At 70.2% G+C, this 22,452-nt stretch carries 22 protein-coding genes; 13 read left to right on the top strand and 9 right to left on the bottom strand.

The window, feature by feature from the left end; genetic code table 11:
• Positions 1 to 10 precede the first annotated feature (10 nt).
• The 5 genes from AKJ13_RS24785 (at position 11) to AKJ13_RS24765 (ending at position 4,502) form a co-directional block, all read left to right on the top strand.
• Complete coding sequence (locus AKJ13_RS24785; RefSeq protein WP_003596978.1) at positions 11 to 376, top strand: hypothetical protein; 366 nt, start codon at positions 11 to 13, stop codon at positions 374 to 376.
• A gap of 159 nt (positions 377 to 535) precedes the next feature.
• Positions 536 to 778 (top strand): hypothetical protein, encoded by a 243-nt coding sequence (locus AKJ13_RS24780; RefSeq protein ID WP_003596981.1) that lies wholly within the window; start codon positions 536 to 538, stop codon positions 776 to 778.
• Positions 779 to 869: 91 nt separating this feature from the next.
• Complete coding sequence (locus AKJ13_RS24775) at positions 870 to 1,247, top strand: DUF305 domain-containing protein (RefSeq protein ID WP_003596982.1); 378 nt, start codon at positions 870 to 872, stop codon at positions 1,245 to 1,247.
• A gap of 148 nt (positions 1,248 to 1,395) precedes the next feature.
• Complete coding sequence (locus AKJ13_RS24770) at positions 1,396 to 3,795, top strand: heavy metal translocating P-type ATPase (protein WP_003596983.1); 2,400 nt, start codon at positions 1,396 to 1,398, stop codon at positions 3,793 to 3,795.
• A 227-nt stretch (positions 3,796 to 4,022) separates the two neighbouring features.
• Positions 4,023 to 4,502, top strand: a complete 480-nt coding sequence (locus tag AKJ13_RS24765) for a hypothetical protein (protein WP_003596984.1) — start codon at positions 4,023 to 4,025, stop codon at positions 4,500 to 4,502.
• A gap of 375 nt (positions 4,503 to 4,877) precedes the next feature.
• On the opposite strand, the gene AKJ13_RS24760 is transcribed toward AKJ13_RS24765, so the two are convergent.
• The 7 genes from AKJ13_RS24760 to AKJ13_RS24730 form a co-directional block, all read right to left on the bottom strand.
• Positions 4,878 to 5,216, bottom strand: coding sequence for a DUF6527 family protein (locus AKJ13_RS24760; RefSeq protein WP_003596985.1), 339 nt, complete (start codon positions 5,214 to 5,216; stop codon positions 4,878 to 4,880).
• Positions 5,216 to 6,610: a ThiF family adenylyltransferase gene (locus AKJ13_RS24755; protein ID WP_003596986.1), complete on the bottom strand. Its 1,395-nt coding sequence runs from the start codon at positions 6,608 to 6,610 to the stop codon at positions 5,216 to 5,218. The genes AKJ13_RS24760 and AKJ13_RS24755 overlap by 1 nt, the downstream gene beginning before the upstream one ends.
• Position 6,611: 1 nt before the next feature.
• A complete protein-coding gene (locus AKJ13_RS24750; protein WP_003596987.1) occupies positions 6,612 to 7,325 on the bottom strand; it encodes a multiubiquitin domain-containing protein in 714 nt (237 codons plus the stop codon).
• 145 nt (positions 7,326 to 7,470) lie between these two features.
• Positions 7,471 to 10,902: an ATP-dependent helicase gene (locus AKJ13_RS24745; protein WP_003596988.1), complete on the bottom strand. Its 3,432-nt coding sequence runs from the start codon at positions 10,900 to 10,902 to the stop codon at positions 7,471 to 7,473.
• The gene (locus AKJ13_RS24740; RefSeq protein ID WP_003596989.1) at positions 10,889 to 11,521 is read right to left on the bottom strand and encodes a hypothetical protein; all 633 of its coding nucleotides are present in this window, start codon (positions 11,519 to 11,521) and stop codon (positions 10,889 to 10,891) included. Before AKJ13_RS24740 ends, AKJ13_RS24745 begins: the two co-directional genes overlap by 14 nt.
• Positions 11,518 to 12,210 (bottom strand): sigma factor-like helix-turn-helix DNA-binding protein, encoded by a 693-nt coding sequence (locus AKJ13_RS24735; RefSeq protein WP_238230997.1) that lies wholly within the window; start codon positions 12,208 to 12,210, stop codon positions 11,518 to 11,520. The genes AKJ13_RS24740 and AKJ13_RS24735 overlap by 4 nt, the downstream gene beginning before the upstream one ends.
• Before the next feature lie 484 nt (positions 12,211 to 12,694).
• Positions 12,695 to 13,075: a hypothetical protein gene (locus AKJ13_RS24730; RefSeq protein ID WP_244471721.1), complete on the bottom strand. Its 381-nt coding sequence runs from the start codon at positions 13,073 to 13,075 to the stop codon at positions 12,695 to 12,697.
• 1,309 nt (positions 13,076 to 14,384) lie between these two features.
• On the opposite strand from AKJ13_RS24730, the gene AKJ13_RS24725 reads away from it, so the two are divergent.
• The gene (locus tag AKJ13_RS24725) at positions 14,385 to 14,708 is read left to right on the top strand and encodes a metalloregulator ArsR/SmtB family transcription factor (RefSeq protein WP_003596992.1); all 324 of its coding nucleotides are present in this window, start codon (positions 14,385 to 14,387) and stop codon (positions 14,706 to 14,708) included.
• Positions 14,709 to 14,714: 6 nt separating this feature from the next.
• On the opposite strand, the gene AKJ13_RS24720 is transcribed toward AKJ13_RS24725, so the two are convergent.
• Together AKJ13_RS24720 and AKJ13_RS24715 are read right to left on the bottom strand one after the other, a co-directional pair.
• Positions 14,715 to 16,031, bottom strand: coding sequence for an ATP-binding protein (locus AKJ13_RS24720; RefSeq protein ID WP_003596994.1), 1,317 nt, complete (start codon positions 16,029 to 16,031; stop codon positions 14,715 to 14,717).
• On the bottom strand, positions 16,028 to 16,690 hold the full coding sequence (locus tag AKJ13_RS24715) for a response regulator (RefSeq protein WP_003596996.1): 663 nt from the start codon (positions 16,688 to 16,690) through the stop codon (positions 16,028 to 16,030). The genes AKJ13_RS24720 and AKJ13_RS24715 overlap by 4 nt, the downstream gene beginning before the upstream one ends.
• Positions 16,691 to 16,792: 102 nt before the next feature.
• Between AKJ13_RS24715 and dsbD the strand changes: the two genes are divergently transcribed.
• The 7 genes from dsbD (at position 16,793) to AKJ13_RS24680 (ending at position 22,444) form a co-directional block, all read left to right on the top strand.
• Positions 16,793 to 18,538: a protein-disulfide reductase DsbD gene (dsbD, locus tag AKJ13_RS24710; RefSeq protein WP_003596998.1), complete on the top strand. Its 1,746-nt coding sequence runs from the start codon at positions 16,793 to 16,795 to the stop codon at positions 18,536 to 18,538.
• A 39-nt stretch (positions 18,539 to 18,577) separates the two neighbouring features.
• Positions 18,578 to 19,213 (top strand): DsbA family protein, encoded by a 636-nt coding sequence (locus tag AKJ13_RS24705; RefSeq protein WP_003596999.1) that lies wholly within the window; start codon positions 18,578 to 18,580, stop codon positions 19,211 to 19,213.
• A complete protein-coding gene (locus tag AKJ13_RS24700; RefSeq protein WP_003597001.1) occupies positions 19,213 to 20,061 on the top strand; it encodes a L,D-transpeptidase in 849 nt (282 codons plus the stop codon). The genes AKJ13_RS24705 and AKJ13_RS24700 overlap by 1 nt, the downstream gene beginning before the upstream one ends.
• Positions 20,048 to 20,509 carry a DsrE family protein gene (locus tag AKJ13_RS24695; protein WP_003597002.1) on the top strand — a complete coding sequence of 154 codons (462 nt, stop codon included), beginning with the start codon at positions 20,048 to 20,050 and terminating at the stop codon, positions 20,507 to 20,509. The genes AKJ13_RS24700 and AKJ13_RS24695 overlap by 14 nt, the downstream gene beginning before the upstream one ends.
• Positions 20,510 to 20,762: 253 nt before the next feature.
• Positions 20,763 to 21,188, top strand: coding sequence for a YeeE/YedE family protein (locus tag AKJ13_RS24690; RefSeq protein ID WP_003597005.1), 426 nt, complete (start codon positions 20,763 to 20,765; stop codon positions 21,186 to 21,188).
• A gap of 3 nt (positions 21,189 to 21,191) precedes the next feature.
• Complete coding sequence (locus AKJ13_RS24685; protein ID WP_003597007.1) at positions 21,192 to 21,638, top strand: YeeE/YedE family protein; 447 nt, start codon at positions 21,192 to 21,194, stop codon at positions 21,636 to 21,638.
• On the top strand, positions 21,635 to 22,444 hold the full coding sequence (locus tag AKJ13_RS24680; protein ID WP_003597009.1) for a sulfite exporter TauE/SafE family protein: 810 nt from the start codon (positions 21,635 to 21,637) through the stop codon (positions 22,442 to 22,444). The genes AKJ13_RS24685 and AKJ13_RS24680 overlap by 4 nt, the downstream gene beginning before the upstream one ends.
• The last annotated feature ends 8 nt before the right edge of the window (positions 22,445 to 22,452 follow it).

Genomic DNA, 22,452 nt, shown 5'->3' with positions numbered 1-22,452 from the left:
GAGAACCAGCATGATCCTGCACAGACTGACCCTCGTCGCCGGCCTGATGGCGGCGACCGCGGCGTACGCCCACGAAAGCGCCGGCCAGCACGGCGGCCGGGTAGCCGACGCCGGGAAGTTCCACGTCGAGCTCGCTACCAAGGGCGAGACCGTCGACGTCTTCCTGTCGGACGGCGGCCAGAAGCCGGTGCCGGCCACGGGCTTCAAGGGCACGGCCATCCTCGTCGTCGGCGGCAAGCCGACCCGGGTCCCCCTGCAGCCGGCCGACGGCAACCGACTGACAGGGACGGCCCCGGTGGCGCTCGGGGACAGCCCGAAGGGCGCCGTGCAGCTCACCGCGCCCGACGGTGCCACGGCCAGCGGCAAGTTCGACTGAACATCGCCCCCTGTCGCGAGCGCGACCGGAAGGGGGCCTGAAGATCCCACGCAGGGATGCAGGGGGAGCCGCCCGAGGCGGGTGCCCGTGCCGGAGCCATCGGTCGACGAGCTGCACGCCGGCGACCGGCCAACCTCAATGAGCCAAGGAGTTCACCACATGAAAATCGCCGCTCTCGCCACCCTTCTGATGGCCTTCGGTGCGGCATCGCCCGCCTTCGCCGACGACCAGGGCAACGCGAACGCCGAGCAGCAGACGCAGCCCACGCCGAGCCGCGGCGGCACGGCGGGAGGGCCTGCCCACGACATGCGTCTCGGGGACACGGCCCCCGCGAAGTCCGGCGAGCGGATGGACCACGGACGTTCCGACGGAACGGCCACCAAGCCTCCCCACGGTCACTGAACGCCGCCGCGCCTCACGACGCCCCGTCGCGCCGGAGCGGACGTCCGTTCCGGCGCGACGGCATCCCACGCCATCGAAAAAGGTAACGACCATGAAAATCCCGAACACGCTCGCCATCGCCGCCATTCTCGGTCTCGGTTTGGCCGGTACCGCCCACGCGCAGGACATGAAGGACCACGGTTCGATGTCCTCCATGAAGCCGGACCCGAAGGACGACGCCTCGACCAAGGACTTCAAGGCCGCCGACATGGCCATGATGAAGGACATGGCCGTCGCTTACACCGGCAACCCGGACGTCGATTTCCGCACCCACATGATTCCGCACCACAAGGGCGCGGTCGCGATGGCCAGGGTTGCCCTGAAGCACGCCAAGGACCCGTCCACCAAGGCTATGGCCCAGAAGATCATCGACGACCAGGAGAAGGAGATCGGCGAGATGGAGGCGTGGCTGAAGCAGCACGCCAAGTAGGTCGGCCGCGCCCCGATCCGGGGCACCCATCCCGACGGGGACGCCCGCCGTCCCCGTCACCTGTTCGACGTCCTTGGACAGCCTCGGCCTGCTTCCCGTCACCGGAAGCCGGTGACCGAAGGCGATGCGAACCCACGGGAGCCAGGTCATGCCGCATAGCGTCCCCCCCTCGCACGAGCGCCACGGCCATCATGCCGGGCACGACCATGCGCAACTTGGGCACGGTGATCACGAGACCCAGGCTTCCGGCACCGGGACGGTCAAGGATCCCGTCTGCGGGATGACGGTCGATCCGCACGCCGCGAAGCATCGGGCCGAGCACGCCGGGCACCCGTACTACTTCTGCTCGAACGGATGCCGGACCAAGTTCGAGGCCGATCCGGTCCGCTACCTCGATCCGGGGCAGGCGAGGGTGGAGCCGGTGCCGGAGGGTACGATCTACACCTGCCCGATGCACCCGGAGGTGCGGCAGGTCGGCCCGGGAGGCTGCCCCATCTGCGGGATGGCGCTTGAGCCGGCCGTGGTCGGCGCCGACACCGGCCCCAGCGAGGAGTTGGTCGACATGACCCGACGCTTTCGGGTCGGGCTCGTGCTGACGCTCCCCGTCTTCGTCCTGGAGATGGGTGGCCACCTGTTCGGGCTGGCGGAACGCCTCGGGCAGCAAACCTCGAACTGGATACAGTTCGTGCTCGCCGCGCCTGTGGTGCTCTGGGCGGGCTGGCCGTTCTTCGTGCGTGGCTATCGTTCCGTGGTCTCGCGCAACCTCAACATGTTCACGCTGGTTTCGCTGGGGACGGGCTGCGCCTTCCTCTACAGCGTCGTCGCCACAGCTGCCCCGGGCCTGTTCCCGCAGGCCCTGCGCGGGCATGGCGGGGCCGTGCCTGCCTACTTCGAGGCGGCGGCCGTCATCACGGTTCTGGTGCTCCTCGGGCAGGTACTGGAACTTCGCGCCCGCGAGAGCACCGGCGGCGCGATCCGTGCCCTGCTCGACCTGACGCCGAAGACGGCCCACCGCATTCGACCGGACGGCTCCGAGGAAGAGACGTCCCTCGACGCCATCGCGGCCGGCGACCGGTTGCGGGTGCGCCCGGGCGAGAAGGTGCCGGTCGACGGCTTCGTCGCCGAGGGGCGGAGCTCGGTGGACGAGAGCCTGGTGACGGGGGAATCGATGCCGGTCACCAAGGCGGCGGGCGCCCCCGTGGTCGGCGGCAGCCTGAACCAGTCCGGGGCCCTCGTGATCGAGGCCACGAAGGTCGGGCGCGACACCATGCTGGCCCGCATCGTCCAGATGGTGGCCGAGGCCCAGCGCTCGCGCGCACCCATCCAGCGCCTCGCCGACCAAGTGGCCGGCTGGTTCGTGCCCGCCGTCATCGGCGTGGCGGTCCTCGCGTTCCTCGCCTGGATGGTCTTCGGGCCGGAGCCGCGCTTCACCTTCGCGCTCTTGGCCGCCGTCGCGGTGCTCATCATTGCCTGCCCCTGCGCGCTCGGGCTCGCCACGCCGATGTCCATCATGGTCGGCGTCGGACGGGGTGCCGGGGCCGGCGTCCTGGTCAAGAACGCCGAGGCCCTGGAGCGCATGGAGCGGGTGGGCACCCTCCTGGTCGACAAGACAGGCACGCTGACCGAGGGCAAGCCGGCGGTCACCCGGATCGTGCCTTCAGCTAGCTTCGATGAGGCTACGGTGCTGCGCCTCGCGGCGAGCGTCGAGCGGGCGAGCGAGCACCCGCTGGCCACGGCGGTCGTGCGGGCCGCGGAGGAGCGCGGCGTCGCGACCGCCGCCGTCGCCGACTTCGAAAGCCCGACCGGCAAGGGCGCGTTCGGCACCGTGGAGGGGCGCCGGGTTGCGCTCGGCAACGCGGCCTTCCTGCGCGAGCATGGCGTGGACGTGTCGGCATATGCGGCAGGGGCGGACGAACTGAGGCGAGACGGCGCGACCGCGATCTTCGCCGCCGTCGACGGACGGGTGGCGGGCGTCATCGCCATCGCCGACCCCGTCAAGGCGACGACCGCGGAGGCGCTGGCGGCGCTCCGGACCGAGGGCATCCGGGTGGTGATGCTGACCGGCGACAACCGCACCACCGCCGAGGCCGTCGCCCGCCGCCTCGGCATCGAGGAGGTCGAGGCGGAGGTGCTGCCCGACCGGAAGGCCGCCGTGGTCGAGCGCTACAAGGCGGCCGGGCAGGTGGTCGCCATGGCGGGCGACGGCGTCAACGACGCCCCCGCGCTCGCCGCGGCGGACGTCGGCATCGCGATGGGCACCGGCACGGACGTGGCCATCGAGAGCGCCGGCCTGACGCTGCTCAAGGGCGACTTGATGGGGATCGTGCGGGCGCGGCGCCTTTCGAAGGCGGTGATGGGCAACATCCGCCAGAACCTGTTCTTCGCCTTCGTCTACAACGCCGCCGGCGTGCCGGTCGCGGCCGGGGTGCTGTACCCGTTCCTGGGTATCCTGCTCTCGCCCGTCATCGCCGCCGCTGCCATGGCGCTGTCCTCGGTCAGCGTCATCGGCAACGCCCTGCGCCTGCGGACGGCCCGGCTCGATCCTTGAGGCTACGTGTCGGCCGAGCAGGGTCTGCGCGTGAGCATGATCGCGGCAGCACCATGGGTCCGCAGACCCGGCATGTGAGCCGCGCACGGGCCCCCGCGGCCTCGGGACGAAGCACAGAAAGGTGATCGTCCCCTCGCTCGCACCGGCCGGGGTCAATCTTGAACGGCGTGTGAGGCCAGGCCACCTGACGGGCCGCGCCTGCGGATGGGCGCCCTACGGAGAAGATCATGCCGCACCACGACACGACGGCCCTCTCGGGGGTCATTCAGCACGTTTTTGCCCATCGCTTCACGGTGGAGGCCGGCGGCGGGACGCATCTGGCCGATCTCGGCCCTAAGGGAGCGGAGGCCTTCCCGCTCGTGGCGGGCCTGCATGTGGACATCGAGGGCGAGCGTCGCCCGTCCGAGATCAAGGTGACGCGGATCGCAGCCGAGAGCCGGGAACCCGTGCACATCCAGCATAAGAAGCCTTGTCACCCGCCTGGCGATAAGCGACCGGACATGCCGGCCGACCCATCGCGCGTGCTGGAGGCGGTGAAGGCCGCGGGCTGGACCCCGTCGGGGGACCTTCGCCGCAAGCCGAAGCACTTCGAAGTTCTCGCGCGCCAGGCTGGCGGGGCGTGGGCCGAGCTTCACGTGGATTTCGGCGGGACGATCTACAAGAACAAGTCACCCGATCCTACGAAGTGGGCCGCTGCCCTGGCCTAACGGCTTCGACGGGGCGGCGCACGTGCGCCGCCCCGTTCAGAGTTCGTCCTGCCGCCGACGGCCGGGGATCACGCGTTCGGGCGGGCGGCGCTTATCCGGCCCTCGGCTTGGTCCGGACCGCAACGATGGAAGCGACATCCCTCCGCCGGTCAATTTTTCCGGCGTGATATGGCCGAGGCAACGGCCTCCAAGCGGCACCGTTCGTCGCAACGAGGGCCTCCTGAACGGCCCCATGTCCGGAATTCACCCCAGTCCGGCCAGCGGCGACCTAGCTCCGGGTCGACCTCACCTCCGTTCACCGCGGCGGAATCCTCCCCGCTCCGGAGGCGACAGGTTCGGCGTCGGCGGAACCGGCGCCGCGGCGGGCGAAGGCGGTCAGCACCAGTCGGTCCGGCCCTTCCTCAGCCAGAAGTGACTCTGGCATCCCACTTGACGCCAGACGCTCGGCGTCAGCGACGCGGTCCCGTCCCAGTGTCGGCGGATGCGCCAGCCCGGCCGGTCGCCGGGAACGAGCGAGAGCTTGATCGTCTCGCCGCAGCCGCACGGGCACCCGAAGGCCGCGAACCACTGATGGCCATCCTCACCCACGACGTAGACCGTGCGAGGCGCGGGCGTATCGGGCTCCTCGTCGACGAAATCCACGGTGTGACGCCCGAGGCGGCGGGCGACCCAGGACAGGGACGCCCGGAGCAGCGTAACGGGAAGTCCCGCCATCACGCCGCCCTCATGAGCATGTCGAGATGCGGTCGGTTCAGGAACGGCCTCATGTCGCCTCGACCGAGGTATCGCGCGAGCGCGTCGTCCGTGCCCTCTTCCGGCGCGAACTGCCAGAACCCGGCCGTCAGGCTTAGGGTCTGGACGGCGAAATCGCCGTTCGGGTCGAGCCGCGACGGATGCAGCCTCAGCAGCAACTCGACCACCGCGAGGCTGGAGAACAGGCCGTTCACCGCACCCACGGCCGGCCGCTCCTGCGGCACGCCGCGGATGTAGCCGCGCGCGAGGCGGTCCTCGTAGGCCGCGGGGTCCTGCCTCCTCAAACTTTCGGCCTCAAGCATCCCGTCCGTGTAGAGACCGCGCCCCCGGAGGCTGGAGCGCCCCGGCTGCAGGTAGTGGACCGACCCGCAGATCTGGTCGATGCCACCCTCGCCATCGGCGTCGAGCATCACCCCGATGTCCAGGTAGGCCAGGACGTAGAACGTCGCGAGGCGATTCAGCAGGTCGCGGCCCTCGACCCCGTCCATGCACCCGAACACGACGTCGCAGGTCGAAACGGCCCTGAGCGCGTCCGGTCGGGACAGGTCGCAGGGAAAGGCCTCCACCCTCGCACCGAGCCCGAGGCGTTCGACGAAGGCCGCCAGAACCTCCACCTTCGGCCGACCCACGTCGGCGAGCGTCGTGTTGACGATGCGGTTGAGGTTCTTGTCCTCGACCAGGTCGGGGTCGACCAGCACGATCTCGCCGACGCCGAGGCGGGCGATCTGGTCGACGACCGGACCGCCGGTCCCGGAGCACCCCACGACCCCGACGCGGAGGTGCCGCATCGCCTCGAACGTCGCGCGTCCGAAGGCTTGGGCGTGCCGCCGCGCGAACTCGGGAACGGCCTGGGCAGCGTGAACGGGGGGCCGGTGGAAGCGGAGGTCATCGCCGACGACGCCGACGTGGTCGAGCGGCGCGTGCGTGCCGTCCTCGCCATGGGCCCGGGCGATCATCGTCCCGTCCGGGACCATCACCGCGCTGAGGTGCGGCTGGCCGTCGTCGACCCAGGCATGGACCCCGCCGAACAGGTCGGCATCCGCGGCGTCGTCCACCTCGCTGAAGCGCAGGTCGCCGCCCGGATGGCTGTGGACCTTGGCCACGGCCATGCCGCGCTTCGCCGCCTCCGCGAGCAGGGGCTCCAGGTAGGCGGTCGGCCAAGTCACGCGCCTGTCGGTGCGCTCGCAGGCATGGTGCGGGATCGGGACGATCCGGTTCACGACGAATTTCGTCCGTCCGGGCGAGGCGGCGCGCCCGCAGAGCATCAGGGCGACCGCCTCGCGGCCGTCGCCGGGGAAGAGGTGGGCGCAAAGCGCGGCGTGTTGCGCGCCGGTCAGGGCGAGGGTGGTGCGCATGTCAGGCGGCCCCCACTTCCTTGGCGAGGCAATGCTCAACCAGCGCGAGGTGCGTGCCGATGTCGTCGACGTCCGGGCGCCAGGGGTTCTCGCCGGTGCGGTGACGCGACCAACCCTGCCAGTGCTTGCCCTCGAAGGTGTCCCCGACCAGGGCGCGGATCGGAACCCCGTCGGCCCGGGCGAGCGGGGGGTGGAAGTAGAACATGTCGATCTGAGTCGAGGGATACCCCGGCAGCAGGCGCAGCATCAGGTCCGCCTTGGCCGGGGCGTACCCGGTGCGGACGGGATAGTCGCGGACGACGACGCGGGTGGCGCCCGCCTCCTGGATCGCCTCCCAGCGGTGGCCGGCCGCGTCGAGCGTCTCCTCGTCGCCTTCGGGAAGCGCGAAATCCCGGCGGCGGGGGAGCGGCTGCTCCCCCTCCGTCTGGTCGAGCGGCAGGGTGACGAAGCGCTCCTCGCCGCTGTCGCTCACGTGCACGACCTCGTCGAGGCCGATGCGCTTCAACTGGGCGCCGACCTTCTGGAAAATCTTCCAGCGATCCGGGTGCGCCTTGCCCGCGATAACGAGCAGGTCTCGGCCGGTGAGGTCCGGCAGCGGGTTCTCGTAGCTCTTCTTGTCGATGCGGAAGCCGTAGACCTTGACCGCGCGGACGCCGTCCTCGTCCGTGCGGGGGGCGTCGTCGTCGTGGTGGCCGTGGTTCTCGTTGGTGTTCATCCCGTTGCCTTTCGATCATCCCGGGAAGCCATCCTTCCCGGCCCGTCGAGGGGTTGATCGAAAGGGGCCGGCCAAGCCGGAAACGGCCGGGCCAAGTTTTTTTTCGGCCGCGGGCCGAGCAGTCTGTTAGGGGCTCCGGGCCGCGCTACCGGCCCCACGCCAGGGGTCGCCGCACCACCGCCGAGCCGCCGGGAAGGCCGGGGCAGGCGAAGTGATGCGGGCAGCGCGGGCAGCGGGATCCCACGCTCGGGGCGAACAGTCCCGCCCCGATGCCGGACATGTGAGCGACGACGGCGGCACGAAGCTCGTCCCGCTTCTTCGGCGGGATCTCCACCGGTTGCCGGCTGCCGCCGGTGAGATGCACCGCCTCGACCACAACGGGTTCGCCGAACGTCACCTCCGCCGCGGCATCCAGGACGATGTACTCGATCTCCTTCAGCAGCGCCGACGGTGCCTTCCTCGTCGCGACGCGGCGCACGACGAGGCGTCCGTCCGCGTTGCGGACCACGTCGTGCGCCCTGGAAAGGACGCTTCCTCCCGCAACGGCCAGGCTCAAGGCCTCGGGAGGCAGCCTGCCTTCCTCGTCACGCAGGCCGAGGAGGAACCGCAGCATCTCGTCCGCGATGGTCCTGTAAGCCTCGGCGTGCCCGTGGTCGACCGGGCCGTGCTCGGTCCAGGCCGCGGCGAAGGCCTCGCCGAAGCCCTCCGGCTCAGCGCGCCCGGCGTCGAAGTTGCGGTCGAGCCAACGGACCGTCTCCGCCACGGCGTTGTGCATCCGCATGTACGGCGTCTCGTCGCGGCGTCCGCCCAGGCCGAGCAGGTAGGTGTAGAGGAAGCGCAGCCCGCATTTCCCGTAGGAATCGAGGTGCTGGTGGTCGAGCGCGAACGGCGTCTCCCATGTGATGGGAACGGCGGCCGGGCCGGATGGCGGCGGAGGCGACGGGAGCCGGACGAGTGCGGGCGGCCGGCCCAGCGTGGCGGCGATCCGGGCGTTGTAGTCGGACGGGTTCCGCTTCTTGGTCCCGCCGGCCATCATGGTGGACCGGTAGAGGCGCAGGTCGTCTCGCGCGCGGGAGAGCAGGACGAAGAAGAGGCAGGCCTCCTGCTCTTCGTGGCCCGTCAGGCAGGCCTGCGGGCCGGTGAGGCCGTCGCTGCCCTCGATCAGCGCGTCCGGCGGCGGGCAAGGCGGCGGCTTGGCCGTTCGCGGCAGGCCCGTCTTGATCATGCCGGGCGCATGGACGAGCTGGAACTCCAAGCCCTTGCAGGCGTGGATCGTCATGATGCGCACCGCGTCCAGTTCGAGGGCGGCGTCCGGGACGTGCCTGAGCGATTTCTCCTCGCCGAGGACGACCAGCCTCTTGATCCGGCGGAGCGCCTCGAAGGTCGGGAACTGACCCTCGACCGGCAATGACCGCAGGAAGTTCAGGAATTGCCAGATCGCAATGCCCGCCATCCGTTCGGGCAGGGTACCTGAGGCCGCGATCCTCCGGCCGATGCCGAGCCGGTCCAGCACCAGCGCGCTCGCGATGCGCCACGGAGGCGTCCGATCCGCGAAGCCCCCGCAGACCTCTCGCAGGCGCCGCAGCGGCGCCGTCGCCGAGGGGCCGAGGCCGGGGATGGCGTCGGCGGCGGCCAGCCAGTCGAGGGGCGGCCCTGAAGCGTCCCTCAGATGGGCGGCGACCGCGGCGACGTCGCCGAGCTCCATCTCGAACCCCGGCATCGTGGCGACGCGGACGAGCGTTGCGGCGCGGGGATCGTGGAAGAGTGCGAGCAGGCAGAGCAGCTCCTTCACCTCCGGCCGTTCGAACAGCGGCCCGAGGTAGAGGACCGGTACGTCCCGGGCGATCAGGCCTGCGGCGAACTCCGCGAGGCGGTCGTTGGTCGTGCACAGGACCGCCTGTTCGCGGTAGTCCACCCCCGCAGCCTTCGCCTGCGCCGCGGAGGCGGCCACCAGCGCGACCTCGTCGTCGGGGGTGCCGGCGTCGTGCAGCACCGGTTTGAGGCCGGACGCCCCCCTGTCGGGGGCTAGGCCGAGCGCGCCGAGCGGGCGGAAGGCGTCGACGCTCGCGGCGAAGCTCGTGAAGGTGTCGATGATCTCCTTGCGCGACCGGTAGTTGACGTCGAGCGCCCCGAGGGTCGCCCCGGGATAGTGCGCCCGGAACGCGGCCATGCTGGCCGAGGTGGCGCCCCGGAACCGGTAGATCGATTGGCGGGCGTCGCCGACGACCCACAGCCGCTCGCCCTCGTCGGCCGCCAGCGCCCGGATCAAGCGCACGGTGGCGAGGTTGACGTCCTGGTACTCGTCGACGAGCAGGTGGCGATGGCGGAGCGACAGCGCCTTGGCCACGTCGGGATGCTCGGCCGCAAGTCGCACGGGCCTCATGACGAGGTCACCGAAATCGAGGGCATCGGCCTCCGAGAGCAGCCTCTCGTAAGCCTCGTAGACGATGGCTTCCTCATGCGCCCGCGCCGCCCTCAGGCGCGTCGCGTCGTCCGTGGCGGCACGCTGCATCGCATCGGCCAATTCACGGTAGCGCACGTGGTCGACGAGTTCGTCCTTGGCGCGGGAAATGGCCGAGAGGATGTTCGAGAGATCCTGCACCGGGTCCCAGAGGTCCCGGTAATGCGCCAGCGGCAGGCTCGCCAGAACCCCCTCCAGCATCGTGATGGCCGTGGGCTTGTCGACGAGCTTCGGGCTCGCGCTTCGTCCGAGGCGTTCGTGGAAGCGGCGGATCACGTCCAGCCCGAACGCGTGGAAGGTGCCCGTCCAGACCGAGGCGGCCGCCTCGGGCCGCGACAGGGCGAGCCGATCCATCAGCTCGGCCGCCGCCTTGTTCGAGAAGGTCAGGACGAGGATTCCGTTCGGGTCGATCCCCTCGTCGACGAGGCTCTCGATCCTTCTGACCAACGTGCGGGTCTTGCCCGTCCCGGGCCCCGCCTGGAGCAGGTAGGGGCCGCCACGATGGGCGACCGCCGCATCCTGGCTCGGGTCCGGCCGCATCGTGGCCGCGGGGGCGGGGGCGGCGTCCGGCACGACGGGAAGCAGTAGCGCGTCCAGCAGTTGCTGGGTCACCACGTCCGGGCAGATGCCGAGCCGCCCGGCGATGTCGGCGACGCTCATCCCGTCTTGGTGATGGCGACGCGCGACGGCTCGCGGCAGCACCAGTTCGCGCGCGAACAGGTCGGCCTGGACCTCGCGGCGCTCCCCACGCCCGTAGTCGGCCAGCCGCTCGACGGCGCTGCCGCTCTCGGAGGATCGGCTCGGGTCGGTATGCGTGGTGACGACGGGAGCGGTCCCGCCGTGCATCACCACGTGCCCGAGCTCATGTCCGAGCAGGAGCGCATCGCCTCCGGGAGTGCCCGTCTCGCCGTACAGGATGCCCTTCGACTTCGGGTCGAGCCGTGCCCGGCCTCCGTTCAGGGAGACGTCGCCCGCGTGGACGGGCTGGTGCCAGAGGCCGTGGCCCTCGATGGCCCGCACTGCAAGGTCGAACGGCTGCCAGGGATCGGCTCCCTCGGCGACCATCTCGGCATGGATGCGGGCGGCCTGCTTCCGCCCCGCCTCAATCGGATCCACGTTCGGCCTCTGCCATCGCGAGCAGACGCCGCCGTTGATCCGCCGTCAGGCCCGAGTTCGCCACCGCCTCTTCGAAAGTCTGCTTCACGCCGACCTCCGGCTTGCCGTCGGCCTTGGCCATCGTTCCGGCCGGCATGGATGCGGGGCGCTCCAACAGGGCGATGACCGTGTCGACGCCATGCCCGACCTCGTCCGCGATGTCCCTGGCCAGCGCCTTGGGGAAGGACGCGGCCTCGATAAGGCCATCCCGGACCTTGATCAGGAAGGCGGGTGTCACTCCGAGCCGGGCCGCGAGCCGTGGGAATGACGGGCCGGCGAAGCCCGCGAAGACGTCCGGCGAAGGCTCGACCACCGCGCCGGCCCGGGACTTCGCCGGGGGGCTGGCGATGCCTGCCTGGAAGCGAGCCCATGCCGACGACACGGTGCGCGCCGTCGCGGCGTCAGCCGCGGGGACCGGCCGCGAGGGTTCCAGCACCAACTCGACCGCAAGGTCGGTGAGCTCGCGGCGGAGGTCCGGGTACTCCTTCGTAAAGGCCTCCAACCGCTTCGGGGTGGGTTCGCCTTCCGCCGCGAAGGTCAGGAGGATTTCCTGCGCGCGGTGCGAGGGGCTGGTCGTCATCGTCTCTCTCCGAGTTCCCGACGCAGCGTCTCGTACGCATTCCTGAGGCGATAACGTACCGCCCGGTCCGAGACGCCGCAAAGCTTCGCTATGGTCTCCGTGTCCCCTCCCTCGATGCGGTGGCCTTCGAGGAAGAGGGCTACGGCTTCCCGCTGAAGGGGTGGCAGACGGTCGATCGCGCGAAGCAGCTCGTTCCGGAAATGTTCTTTTTCCTGTTCGGACCCGTCGGCGGCGAAGGCTTGGCTGATACGGTTCGTCAGGGCCGGGACGGCATCACCTTCACCGTCGCCCATGTCTTCGATGTGGTCGGTCCCCTCCGCCCGGCTTTCGGAACGCCGCAGCACGCCGATGCGCAAGGCGGTCATGGCGCGGGCGAACCGCACCTCGAAGAAATCCAGCTTGATGCCCGGAGACTGCCTGTCCTCGACGAGGAGATCGACGAGGCGGTTGACGACCTCGGTCCGCAACTCCTCCGCGTCGTAGCGGCGGCTGGTCCGGATCGAGCCCTTCAGGGAGCGCTCGACCCTCTCGATCAACACCTCGAACAGTCTCTGGAAACGGGTGTCCGTGTTGTCGTGGCGTGTCGAACGCAGCAGATGGACCAAGCATTCGCTCTCGACGTAGCCGGGCGCCTTGGGGTCCTCCGCCCGTGCCTCACGCACGATCCCATCCAGGTCGAGGGCGGCCAATCGGTCGAGGGCGGCTTCTATCGAAGGGGGGCGCACATACGACTCTCCCTTCTTGGTTCGTCGGTTGAGCGGGGGAGCCATCGCGAAGTCGGGATCAAGCCATGGAAACGGGGATCACCCAGCTCACGTGGCCACTTAGAGTGGCCGAAATTCGGCAGCGCCGACACGGTTGTGCAATGGCTTGGGGATCTTGCGCGCCGCCATGAACTCAATCGCCTTGGGATGTCGAGGAGCGGCATACCCGCTCCGGCGGGGACCGCGGGTTCGAGACGGCGGGCCTCGCATCGTCGGCACAAGACTCAGCCGATGATGGGCGCTCAAGGTGTCGCGGGCCGGCTCGGCGGAGTAGTCGCTTCCCCCATCCACATCAGGCTCATCCGAGGCGCGGGGGCACGGCGGCAACTCTCTTCCCCGAGCGCGACCGTGAGGCGTCCGCCTCATGCACGGGAGGGCGCAAACCGGCGCCCTCCCGACACGCGGTATCCTACCGTCGCGGACTTGGCTCCCGCGGACCGCCGAGGGTGTGGACCCAAGGCCTTTCGGGTGGGCGCCGCGCCTTGGAGCCAACCAGCCTTTTGCGCTCCGACGGCGGCGGCAGGACCTTGACCGACGGGGGCCCGAAGAAGGCGAGTTGGACAGCCAGGGACGTGCCCATGGCGAGCTCCTGGTCGACCGCCGCCAGACGGAAGGTCCGCCCCGCCACCATCGCTTCGATCTGGCGCAGGTCGACGGGGTCGACCACTGCGGCGACCTCGAAACGGCCGCCGGAATCCTCGCCATCCAGGAACTCGATCCACTCGTCGGACCGGTAGGCGAGGCCGACGACCATCAGGTCGGCCCCGGCAATCTTCGTCGGCGGATACAAGGGTTCGGGCACCCCCGGGCCGACGGCCGACGCGCCCGCGTCACCGGGCGTCTCCCGCGCTTCGCGTGCGGGATCTCGATCATGCTTCGTGTTCAATGACAGCTCCGCGCTGGCGACGCACAGCCGGTCGATGCCTGGCGGCTGGCGTCGTTCGAGCCGGAGCGGAACGGGGACTCTTGCCAAGGGCGGTGGGAGATGCGAATCCACTGCCCATGCGCCGAAGCGCCCGTTTCCGCCCTCGGCGGTTCGGGGTTGCTGACCGGGGTGCCTTTGGCCTCGTGAGGGCGCACCCCGGTCGATGGATCGCAAGGAGGCGTGTGTGGGCGGCTACCCGCACACGCCTACCTGCGCGACGGCGGTTCCGGAACTTTCATTCCCTTACTCCTGGTCGGCTCGGGCCGACGCGGCCCGGGCAGCGCCTTGTACCGCGAGCACGGCCCTGGGAGTCAAGTCTGACCACCGCCTTTTACTGCAGGATCGGCCTGCGATCTGGCATGATCGCGAGATGATGCTCGATTGAAGCAGGATATCAGAGTGGCGTCGAAGCATTCCAAGGATTGAATAGCCTATTCTTTCGGATTTGATCTTGAAATATGAAAAAGCTCAATCCAGGCAGTCACTTATACAGAATGCCCGATCAAAGAGGCGACGGAAGGAGCAACGACGCAATCCTTGCCCCTGCTCCGGCAATCCTTCGCTGGCGGGTGGAGGAAACCGCGGGCAGGCTTGGCACCGCCGCGCCGACCTCAAGGGCGATCCGCGTGTCGGAAGCGGGGCGGCCCATGGTGCGCGATGTGGGTTGAGTCGGCCGCCGGTCCCATCCGGCCCAAGTATCGAGGCGGCCTGGGCGACGGTGGTACATAGCCGTCTCCGGAGCGGCCGGTGCCGCGCGAAAGCGTCATGTCCGGGTGGATGCCGGGCCCGCGCTTAGCCCTGCGGGCCGTCGACCGGGGGCATGCCTTCCCCGAGCGGGGATATTTTTTCCGCCTGGTGGTTGCCGGACACCGTCCCGGTAATGGCCGACGCAATATCTCCGCTTTCCCACCCCTTAGTACCGCACCGGAGCAATCCAGAGCAAAAGGGGGCCGCCAATACAATGGCGGCCCTTGGCCTTTGCGACCGACGCAGATCACTCCTTCCGCGCCTGCGCCCGATTACCTCGGGGACGATGGCAGCAAGGCGGCACCAGGAAAAGCCTTTGATGACCTCCTGGGCGAAGCCGCGGAGTGGGCAAAGAAGGAGCACAGCCCCTGATTTTATATTAGGATCGCCTAAATAAGATAAGGCTGACATTCTGGGATACGGACCGATGGACGTAGCGACTCCGACCGACCTGATGCGCCTGCAGGACAAGGCCGCCGACGCGGCCCGCCTGCTCCGCCTCCTCGCCAACGAGAAGCGGTTGCTCATCCTGTGCCTGCTGGTCGCCCGCGGCGAGATGGACGTGACCAGCCTCGCCGGGGAGGTCGAGCTCAGCCAATCGGCCCTGTCGCAGCACCTCGCCAAGCTGCGCGAGGATGGGTTGGTCGCGTTCCGGCGCGAGAGCCAGACGATCCACTACCGCCTTGAGGACCCCAGGGCCGCGCGGGTGCTGGCGACCCTCAAGGACATCTTCTGCCCGGAGCTCGGCTGACCGGTCTCAGCCCGGGAGGATCTCCGCCTCAAGCCCCGGGCGATCCGTCCGGTTGCGCAGCCGCAGGCTCAGGCCACTCCGGCGGGACGCCATCTCGGCGATGGCGAGGCCGAGACCGCTACCCGTCTCGCTCTTGTGTCGCCCACGGAAGAACCGTGTCGTGACGTGGGGCAGTTCCTCCTCCGGAATGCCCGGTCCCTCGTCGCGAACGACGATGCCCTCGCCATGCGGCCGCGCGCCCCAAGCCACCGTGCCGGTCACCATGTGCTGCACGGCGTTCTCGTGCAGATTTCGGACTGCGAGGCGCAGGCCTTCCGGGTCGGCCAGCAGCGTGTAGCCCCGTAGCCCCGGATCGATTTGGGTCCGGACCCCGGGAGGCGTCCGCATCCCCTCCACGGTCTCCGTCACCAGTGCGCCGACGTCGACCTCCGCCAGGGAGGGCGCCTCCCCTGCGGCATCGAGCTGGGCGGCGTCGAGCAACTGGCGGACGAGGCGCGTGGTCCGGTCGACGGCCGCAAGGATCTGTCTCAGCGCCGCCTTCGCCACGTCCGGGTCGGTGGCGGCCATGGCGACCTGGGCCTGGACCTTGAGGCCGGCGAGCGGTGTTCGCAGTTCATGCGCGGCGAAGGCCGTCACTTCCCGTTCGTGCCGGCGGGCCGATTCGACCTTGAGGAACAGCCCGTTCAGGGCGTCTGCCAGGGGACGCACCTCCGCCGGCGTCCGATTTGTGTCGATCGCACTCATGTCGTCGGCGCCGCGACCCGCGAGGTCCCGCGCCATCAGCCGCAAGGGACGCAAGCCCCGACCGAGGCTCGCCCAGATCAGCATGCCGAGCAACGGAACCATCAGGATGGCGGGTGTGACCAGGCCCATGATGAGGTCAGTGACGAGGCGCTCGCGGAGGCCAAGACGATCACCCACCATGACCCGCACACCTCTCTCGGCATCCTCCACGGTGAACACCCGCCAGGTCTCGCCGTCGACCTCGCGCTGCGAGAAGCCGGCCGGCGCGTCGGTCAGGCGGCGCTCCGGGGCCCCGGTCGACCGCGCTACCATGCGCCCGTCGAGCGACCAGATCTGGCAAGAAAGCTGCCGCTCGTAGGCCGTCGGGGCCGGGAAGGTTCGGGGTGCCCCGTCCGGGCCAGCGCTCCCAACCGCACCCACCAGGGAACTGACCATGCGGGCGGCTTCCTGCAGGCGGTTGTCGAGGACCTGCTCCACCTCGCGCTTCGAGCCGAGATAGATCCAGGCGACCGCGCTGAGCCAGATCAGGCCGGTGGCGAGGACGAGGATGGCGAAAAGCCTGACGCGTAGCGACCTCATGCGAGTGCCCTCATCCGGTATCCGAGACCTCGGACCGTCTCGATGGCGTGCTTGCCGATCTTGGCACGCAGGTTGTGCACGTGGACCTCGACCGCGTTGCTCTCGACCTCCTCCTGCCAGCCGTAGAGCCGCTCCTCCAGTTCGACCTTGGAGCGAAGCACGTTAGGTCGTTCCATGAGGGCCGCCAGAACCATGACCTCGCGCCGGGAGACGGCGACCGGCACACCGTCGACGGTGACGGCAAGGCTGCCGGGGTCGAGCCGAATTCCGCCGTGCTCCAGGAGCGCGGCGGCCCGACCCGAGGCCCTCCGGACGACGGCACGGATGCGGGCGGAGAGCTCGTCGAGGTCGAAGGGCTTGCCGAGGTAGTCGTCGGCGCCATCGTCGAGCCCGGCGATCCGGTCGGTCACGGCGTCCCGGGCCGTCAGCAGGACGACCGGCGTCCGGTCGTTCCGGCGGCGAAGCCCCCGCAACACGTCGAGGCCGGAGCCGTCGGGCAGCATCAGGTCGAGCACGATGGCCGAGAACGCGCTCGTGGCGAGCGCCGCCTCGGCGTCGGCGCAGGTTGCGACGCAATCGACCGTCGCCCCGCCCAGGCCCAAACCAGCCCTGAGACCGTCCGACAGGATGGTGTCGTCCTCGACGACGAGGATGCGCATGCGTGTCTCCCTTTACGGCCCCCATCCTCCGGGCCCCGCTTAAGCCTGGCTTAAGCTGCGTTTCCGACCCGCGGCGGGCCGATCCGATCCCGGACCCTGCCCATGCCGAACGTTTTCACCCACCTTATCCTCGCTGCCCTGCTCTGGACCGGCTCCTCGCTGTGGTCACCGGGGCAGTGCCGCGAGCCCGGTGCGCGGCCGACGCCCTTCACCGTCGATGCGGCTCGCGACCCAGACCTCTCGCTGCGCCTGCGATGGACCATCGCCCCCGGCACCTACCTCTACCGTGACAAGATCGCCGCCACCGACGCGAGCGGCAGGGAGCTTCCTGTCAGCACCCAGCTCGGCGAGACCAAGGATGACCCCAACTTCGGGCCGACGGAAGTCTATCACGGCGCGACGGAGGCCATCGTGCCGGGTGCGGCTCTCGCGGGGGTGCGCGAGGTGCGCGTCACCTATCAGGGCTGTGCCGAGAAGGGCATCTGCTACCCGCCGATCAACAAGGTCATCGAGGTCCCCGCGCTAGGTCCGCAGGCGACCGCGACCGCCGCGACGCCGGCCACGGACGCGCAGGCCGAGCCCGCGAGCGGCCTGCTCTCGGGCCATCTCGCGGGCGTCCTGGCGACCTTCCTCGGGCTCGGCCTGCTCCTGGCCTTCACCCCGTGCCTGCTCCCGATGGTCCCGGTGCTGGCCGGCATGCTGGCCCGGTCCGGGGAGCGGCTCTCGGCCGGACGAGGTTTCGTACTCTCCGGCACATACGTGATCGCGATGGCGCTGGCCTACGGGACGCTCGGCGTGGCGGCGGCATGGTCCGGGCGCAACCTTCAAAACGCACTCCAGACTCCCGCCGCGCTTGGACTGCTCGCCGCAGCCTTCGCCGCCCTGGCCCTGTCGATGTTCGGCGTGTTCGACCTGGCGCTGCCGTCCGGCGTCGCCGGCCGGCTGTCACGCCTGAACGGAGGCAAGCTTGGCGCGCTCGGCGCCGCCGCTGTCATGGGCTTCACCTCCGCCCTGATCGTCGGGCCCTGCGTGACGCCGCCACTCGCCGCGGCCCTCCTCTATGTCGCCCAGACCGGCGACGTGGCGCGCGGCGCCGCCGCCCTGTTCGCGCTCGGCCTCGGCATGGGCCTGCCGCTGATCGCATTCGGGACGTTCGGGGCGGGTATCCTGCCGAAGTCAGGCCCTTGGCTGGTCGCGGCCAAGCAGGCCTTCGGCGTAGTCTTCCTCGCGTTGGCCATCACCATGGTTTCGCGCCTCGTGCCGTCCGAGGTCTCCCTCGTGCTCTGGGGCGCGCTGGCGATCGGCGTCGGCGTGTTCGTCGGGGCGTTCGACGTCCTCAGGGCGGGTGCCGCGGGCCGGCTAAGCAAGGTCGCCGGTATCGTTGCCGTGACCTACGGCTGCGCCCTCGTCGTCGGCGCCGCGGGCGGCGGGACCGACCCGCTCCGGCCGCTCGCAGGCTTCGGCCCGTCGCGAGCGGTTCACGTCGAGGAGAGCCGGTCTGTCTCCTCCGTCCCGGCTTTCGAGGCCGCCCTCGCGGCGGCCCGTGCCGCGGGCAAGCCGGTGCTCGTCGAGTTCGCCGCCGACTGGTGCAGCGTCTGCAAGACCAACGAACGGACGGTCCTGGCTGACCCCGGCATCCGGGCGAGGCTGAGGGCCGTCTCGGTCATCCGCGCCGACGTCACCCGCGACGACGACGCCACCCGCGCCCTGATGCGGCGCTTCGAGGTGGTCGGACCGCCGACCCTCATCCTGATGCGCCCCGACGGCGGCGAGGTCCGCGAGGCCCGCACCGAGGGCGAACTCACGGTCGAGGACCTGAAGCGCCGCCTCGCCCTCGTCGGCGCCTGAGCCCCCCTTTTCGACAAACCAAGTTTCACGGAGACCACCATGGACCGCAGGACCCTGCTCGCCCTTATGCCCGCCGTCGCGCTCGCGCCTGCCCTGTTGTCGCTGGCGCCCCCCATCGAGGAGGCCTTCGCCCAGGGCGTCGACCCCAACGCCATCCTCAACGACCCGGAGGTGCCGGTCTCGGGCAACCCGAAGGGCGACCTGACCATCGTCGCCTTCCTCGATTACAACTGCCCCTTCTGCAAGAAGGCCGAGCCCGACCTCATCCGTCTGGTGAAGGCGGACGGGCGCATCCGCCTCGTCCACAAGGACTGGCCGATCCTCGGCGACGCCTCCGTCTACGGCGCCCAACTCGCCCTCGCGGCGAAGTACCAGGGCCGCTACGACGAAGTGCACCGCGCGCTCATGGGGATTCCGGGCCGCAAGATCCCGAAGGAGCGGATGCTGGAGGCGGTGGCCGCCTCGGGCGTCGACGTCGCCCGCCTGGAAGAGGACCGGAAGGCGCACCAGGCCGAGATCGCGGCCCTGCTCCAGCGCAACCTCGACCAGGCGGACGCCCTGGGGCTCCAGGGAACGCCGGTCTTCCTGATTGGCCAACTCAAGGTCGCGGCGGCGCTCGATTACGACGGCTTCAGGCAGGCAGTCGCCCAGGCCCGAGCGCGGGGTCGCTCGTGATGCCGCGGCCCCTCCGCCTTACGACGTTGATCGCGCTCGCCTCGGCGCTCGGCGCCTGCTCGACCTCGCAGGGGGCTCCGGCCCCCGTCGCGGAAGCCCGGCCGCAGATCACCCCGGAGGTCTTGCGCCGGTACGCCGCCGTCACGGACGAACCCTTCCCGGTCGAGGCGGTCGACCCGCGCGACCTCAAGGCTCGCAACGTCCGCCAGTTGGTCGACTACCCGTCAAAGGAGCTGCCCGGCACCCTCGTCGTCGATCCATACAAACGCTTCCTCTTCCTCGTCATGGAGGGCGGCAAGGCGATGCGCTACGCGGTCGGGGTGGGCAAGGCCGGATTCGAGTTCACCGGCGAGGCGACCGTTGCCCGCAAGGCGTCCTGGCCGCGCTGGACGCCGACGCCCGACATGCTCCGGCGTGATCCGGAGCGGAACGGGCGCTGGGCCGGCGGCATGCCGGGCGGCGACAGGAACCCGCTCGGCGCCAGGGCGCTCTACCTGTTCAAGGACGGCAAGGACACGCTGTACCGTATCCACGGCACGACGGAACCATCGAGCATCGGCGAGGCGGTGTCCTCGGGATGCATCCGCATGCTGAACCAGGACGTGATCGACCTGCACCGGCGCGTCCCCACCGGCACGAAGGTGGTGGTGCTCGGGTCCCGAGGCACCGTCCACGCCGCACGGCCAAAAGCGCCGGAGACGACGGGCAGCCTCGGGAACGGCGCATCCTCCGGACCGAAGCCGGACGACGGCCTCGATCATGCGGGGCTCGACAACCTATCGCGCAGCGCGTCGGAAGCACCCGAGCCTCCGGCCTATGACGGGGAGGCGGACGATGACGGTCTTTAGGAGCCTGATGATCGCGGTCGTGCTTGCGACCCTGGGCGTAGGGGCCGCCCATGCCGGCCCGGAAGCGCCGGCCGGGTACTACGCCGACCAGAAGGTGGTCTACCACAACGACGGCGGCCCCGACGGAGCCGCCTACTTCAAGCGCCTGCTCGGCAATCTGCGCAACCACGTCGAGACCGTGGGCAAGACCCACGTTGAGATCCGCGTGGTGAGCCACGGCGACGGGGTCGGGCTCTTCCAGTCGGCCGCGAGCGACAGGGAGCTCGCCGCCCGTATCGATGCCCTCAAGGGGATGGGCGTTCGGTTCCTCGTCTGCGGCCATACCCTGCGCGAGCGGAAGATCGACCGCAACACGCTCTACGGCGTCACCGAGGACGAAGTGGTGCCGAGCGGTGTCGCCGAACTGGCGCGGCTGCAGGGCATGGGGTTCGCCTACATCCATCCCTGAGTTGGTCGAACGGGAGACGGCGAGCCTCCCGTCGGCATCGATGCCACGCCAACGATGGCGTCCGCCCAAAGGCGAAGGCGCCCGTGCGCCACCGCACCCCCTCTGCGCGTCCCAATCCAGGCCGTCGGTTTCACGCTTGCCATTCCATTAGATGATGCTAAATAAGAGTTATCTAATGTTCTGGTTTGGCAGGGGAGGACGTCCCTTGCGCCCCGCCGGGCATCCCCCGGACCACCGTTTGGGAGCGACCACCATGGACGGCTTCACGCCTGTCAGCGCCCTCGCCGGCGGTGCCTTGATCGGCACCTCCGCGGCCCTGTTCCTGCTCCTCAACGGACGGATCGCCGGCATCAGCGGCATTCTCGGCGGCCTCCTAACCCCGCCATCTCGCGAGACGGGCTGGCGCGCCGCCTTCGTGGCAGGACTCGTCCTGGCGCCGTTCGCCTACGCCGGCCTGGGTGGCAGCCTGCCGCCGCTGACGGTGGATGCCTCGTTCCCGCTGCTCGTGGTCGCCGGTCTGCTGGTCGGGTTCGGATCGCGCCTCGGTGCCGGCTGCACGAGCGGCCACGGTGTCTGCGGCATCGGCCGTGGCTCGCCCCGCTCCGTGGTCGCCACCGGCACCTTCATGGCCGTCGCCATCCTGACCGTCCTCGTCGTGCGCCATCTCGTCGGAGCCTGAGCCATGGCCAAGACCGCCTCCGCCTTCGCCGTCGGTCTCCTGTTCGGCCTCGGCCTCCTCGTCTCCGGCATGGCTGATCCGGCCAAGGTTCTCGCCTTCCTCGACGTGACCGGGCGCTGGGACCCGAGCCTCGCCTTCGTGATGGCTGGCGCCGTCGCGGTCTCGGCGACGGGCTATTTCGTGGCGCGGCGCCGTGGGCGGCCGTTGCTCGCCTCCCGGCTTGAGATCCCGACCCGGCGCGACCTCGACCCGCGCCTGATCGCCGGCGCCGCGGTGTTCGGTCTCGGCTGGGGCCTCGCCGGCCTGTGCCCGGGGCCCGCCCTCACCCTGCTGACGGTCGCACCGGCGCAAGCTGTGACCTTCGTCGTCGCCATGGTCGTCGGGATGCTGGCGTTTCACCTTCTTCCGGCGGCAGCCCCGAAGCCGGCGGTCCAGGGAGCCGACGCATGACGCCCGGCCTGCTGACATCCGGCCTCGCGGCCGGCTCGGGCGGGGTCGTCGGCCTGATCCTCGGTCTCGTCGGCGGGGGCGGCTCGATCCTGGCGGTCCCGCTCCTGACCTACGTCGTCGGCGTGTCCTCGCCACACGTGGCGATCGGCACCAGCGCCCTGGCGGTGTCGGTCAGCGCGGCCGGCAACCTCGTCCCGCAATGGCGGGCGGGGAACGTGAAGTGGCGCTGCGCGGCGGCATTCTCGGTCGCCGGCGTCCTCGGCGCGCTGGCCGGCTCGGTCGCTGCGAAGGCGGTCGACGGGCAGAGCCTCCTGGCCCTGTTCGGTGTCGTGATGCTCGTGGTCGGGGGCCTGATGCTGCGCAAGCGGCGCGGTGACGGCGACCCCGAGGTGCGCCTGACGAAGGCCAACGCCCCGGTACTCCTGCCCTGGCTGCTCGGCATCGGGTTCGCGGTCGGCCTGTTCTCCGGCTTCTTCGGCATCGGCGGGGGATTCCTCATCGTGCCGGGCCTGATGCTGGCGACGTCGATGCCGCTGCCGATGGCCATCGGCACCTCGCTGGTCGCGGTCAGCGCCTTCGGGGCGGCGACCGCCGCGAGCTACGCCGCCTCCGGCCTGATCGACTGGCCGTTGGCCGGCCTGTTCATCCTGGGAGGCGTGCTCGGCGGCCTCGCCGGCACGCGCCTCGGCCAGAGGCTCGCCGGGCGCAAGCGAGCCCTGACCGTCACCTTCGCCGGCCTCGTCATCCTGGTCGGCCTGTACGTCGTCGCCCGCGGAGCCCTGCCGCTCCTCGGCGCCAACACCTGAACCCGAAA

It is taken from the genome of Methylobacterium sp. ARG-1 (assembly GCF_001262595.1).
GTDB lineage: Bacteria > Pseudomonadota > Alphaproteobacteria > Rhizobiales > Beijerinckiaceae > Methylobacterium > Methylobacterium brachiatum.
The sequence above is the reverse complement of the archived record's forward strand: the minus strand, read 5'-3'. Positions and strand labels throughout refer to the sequence as shown.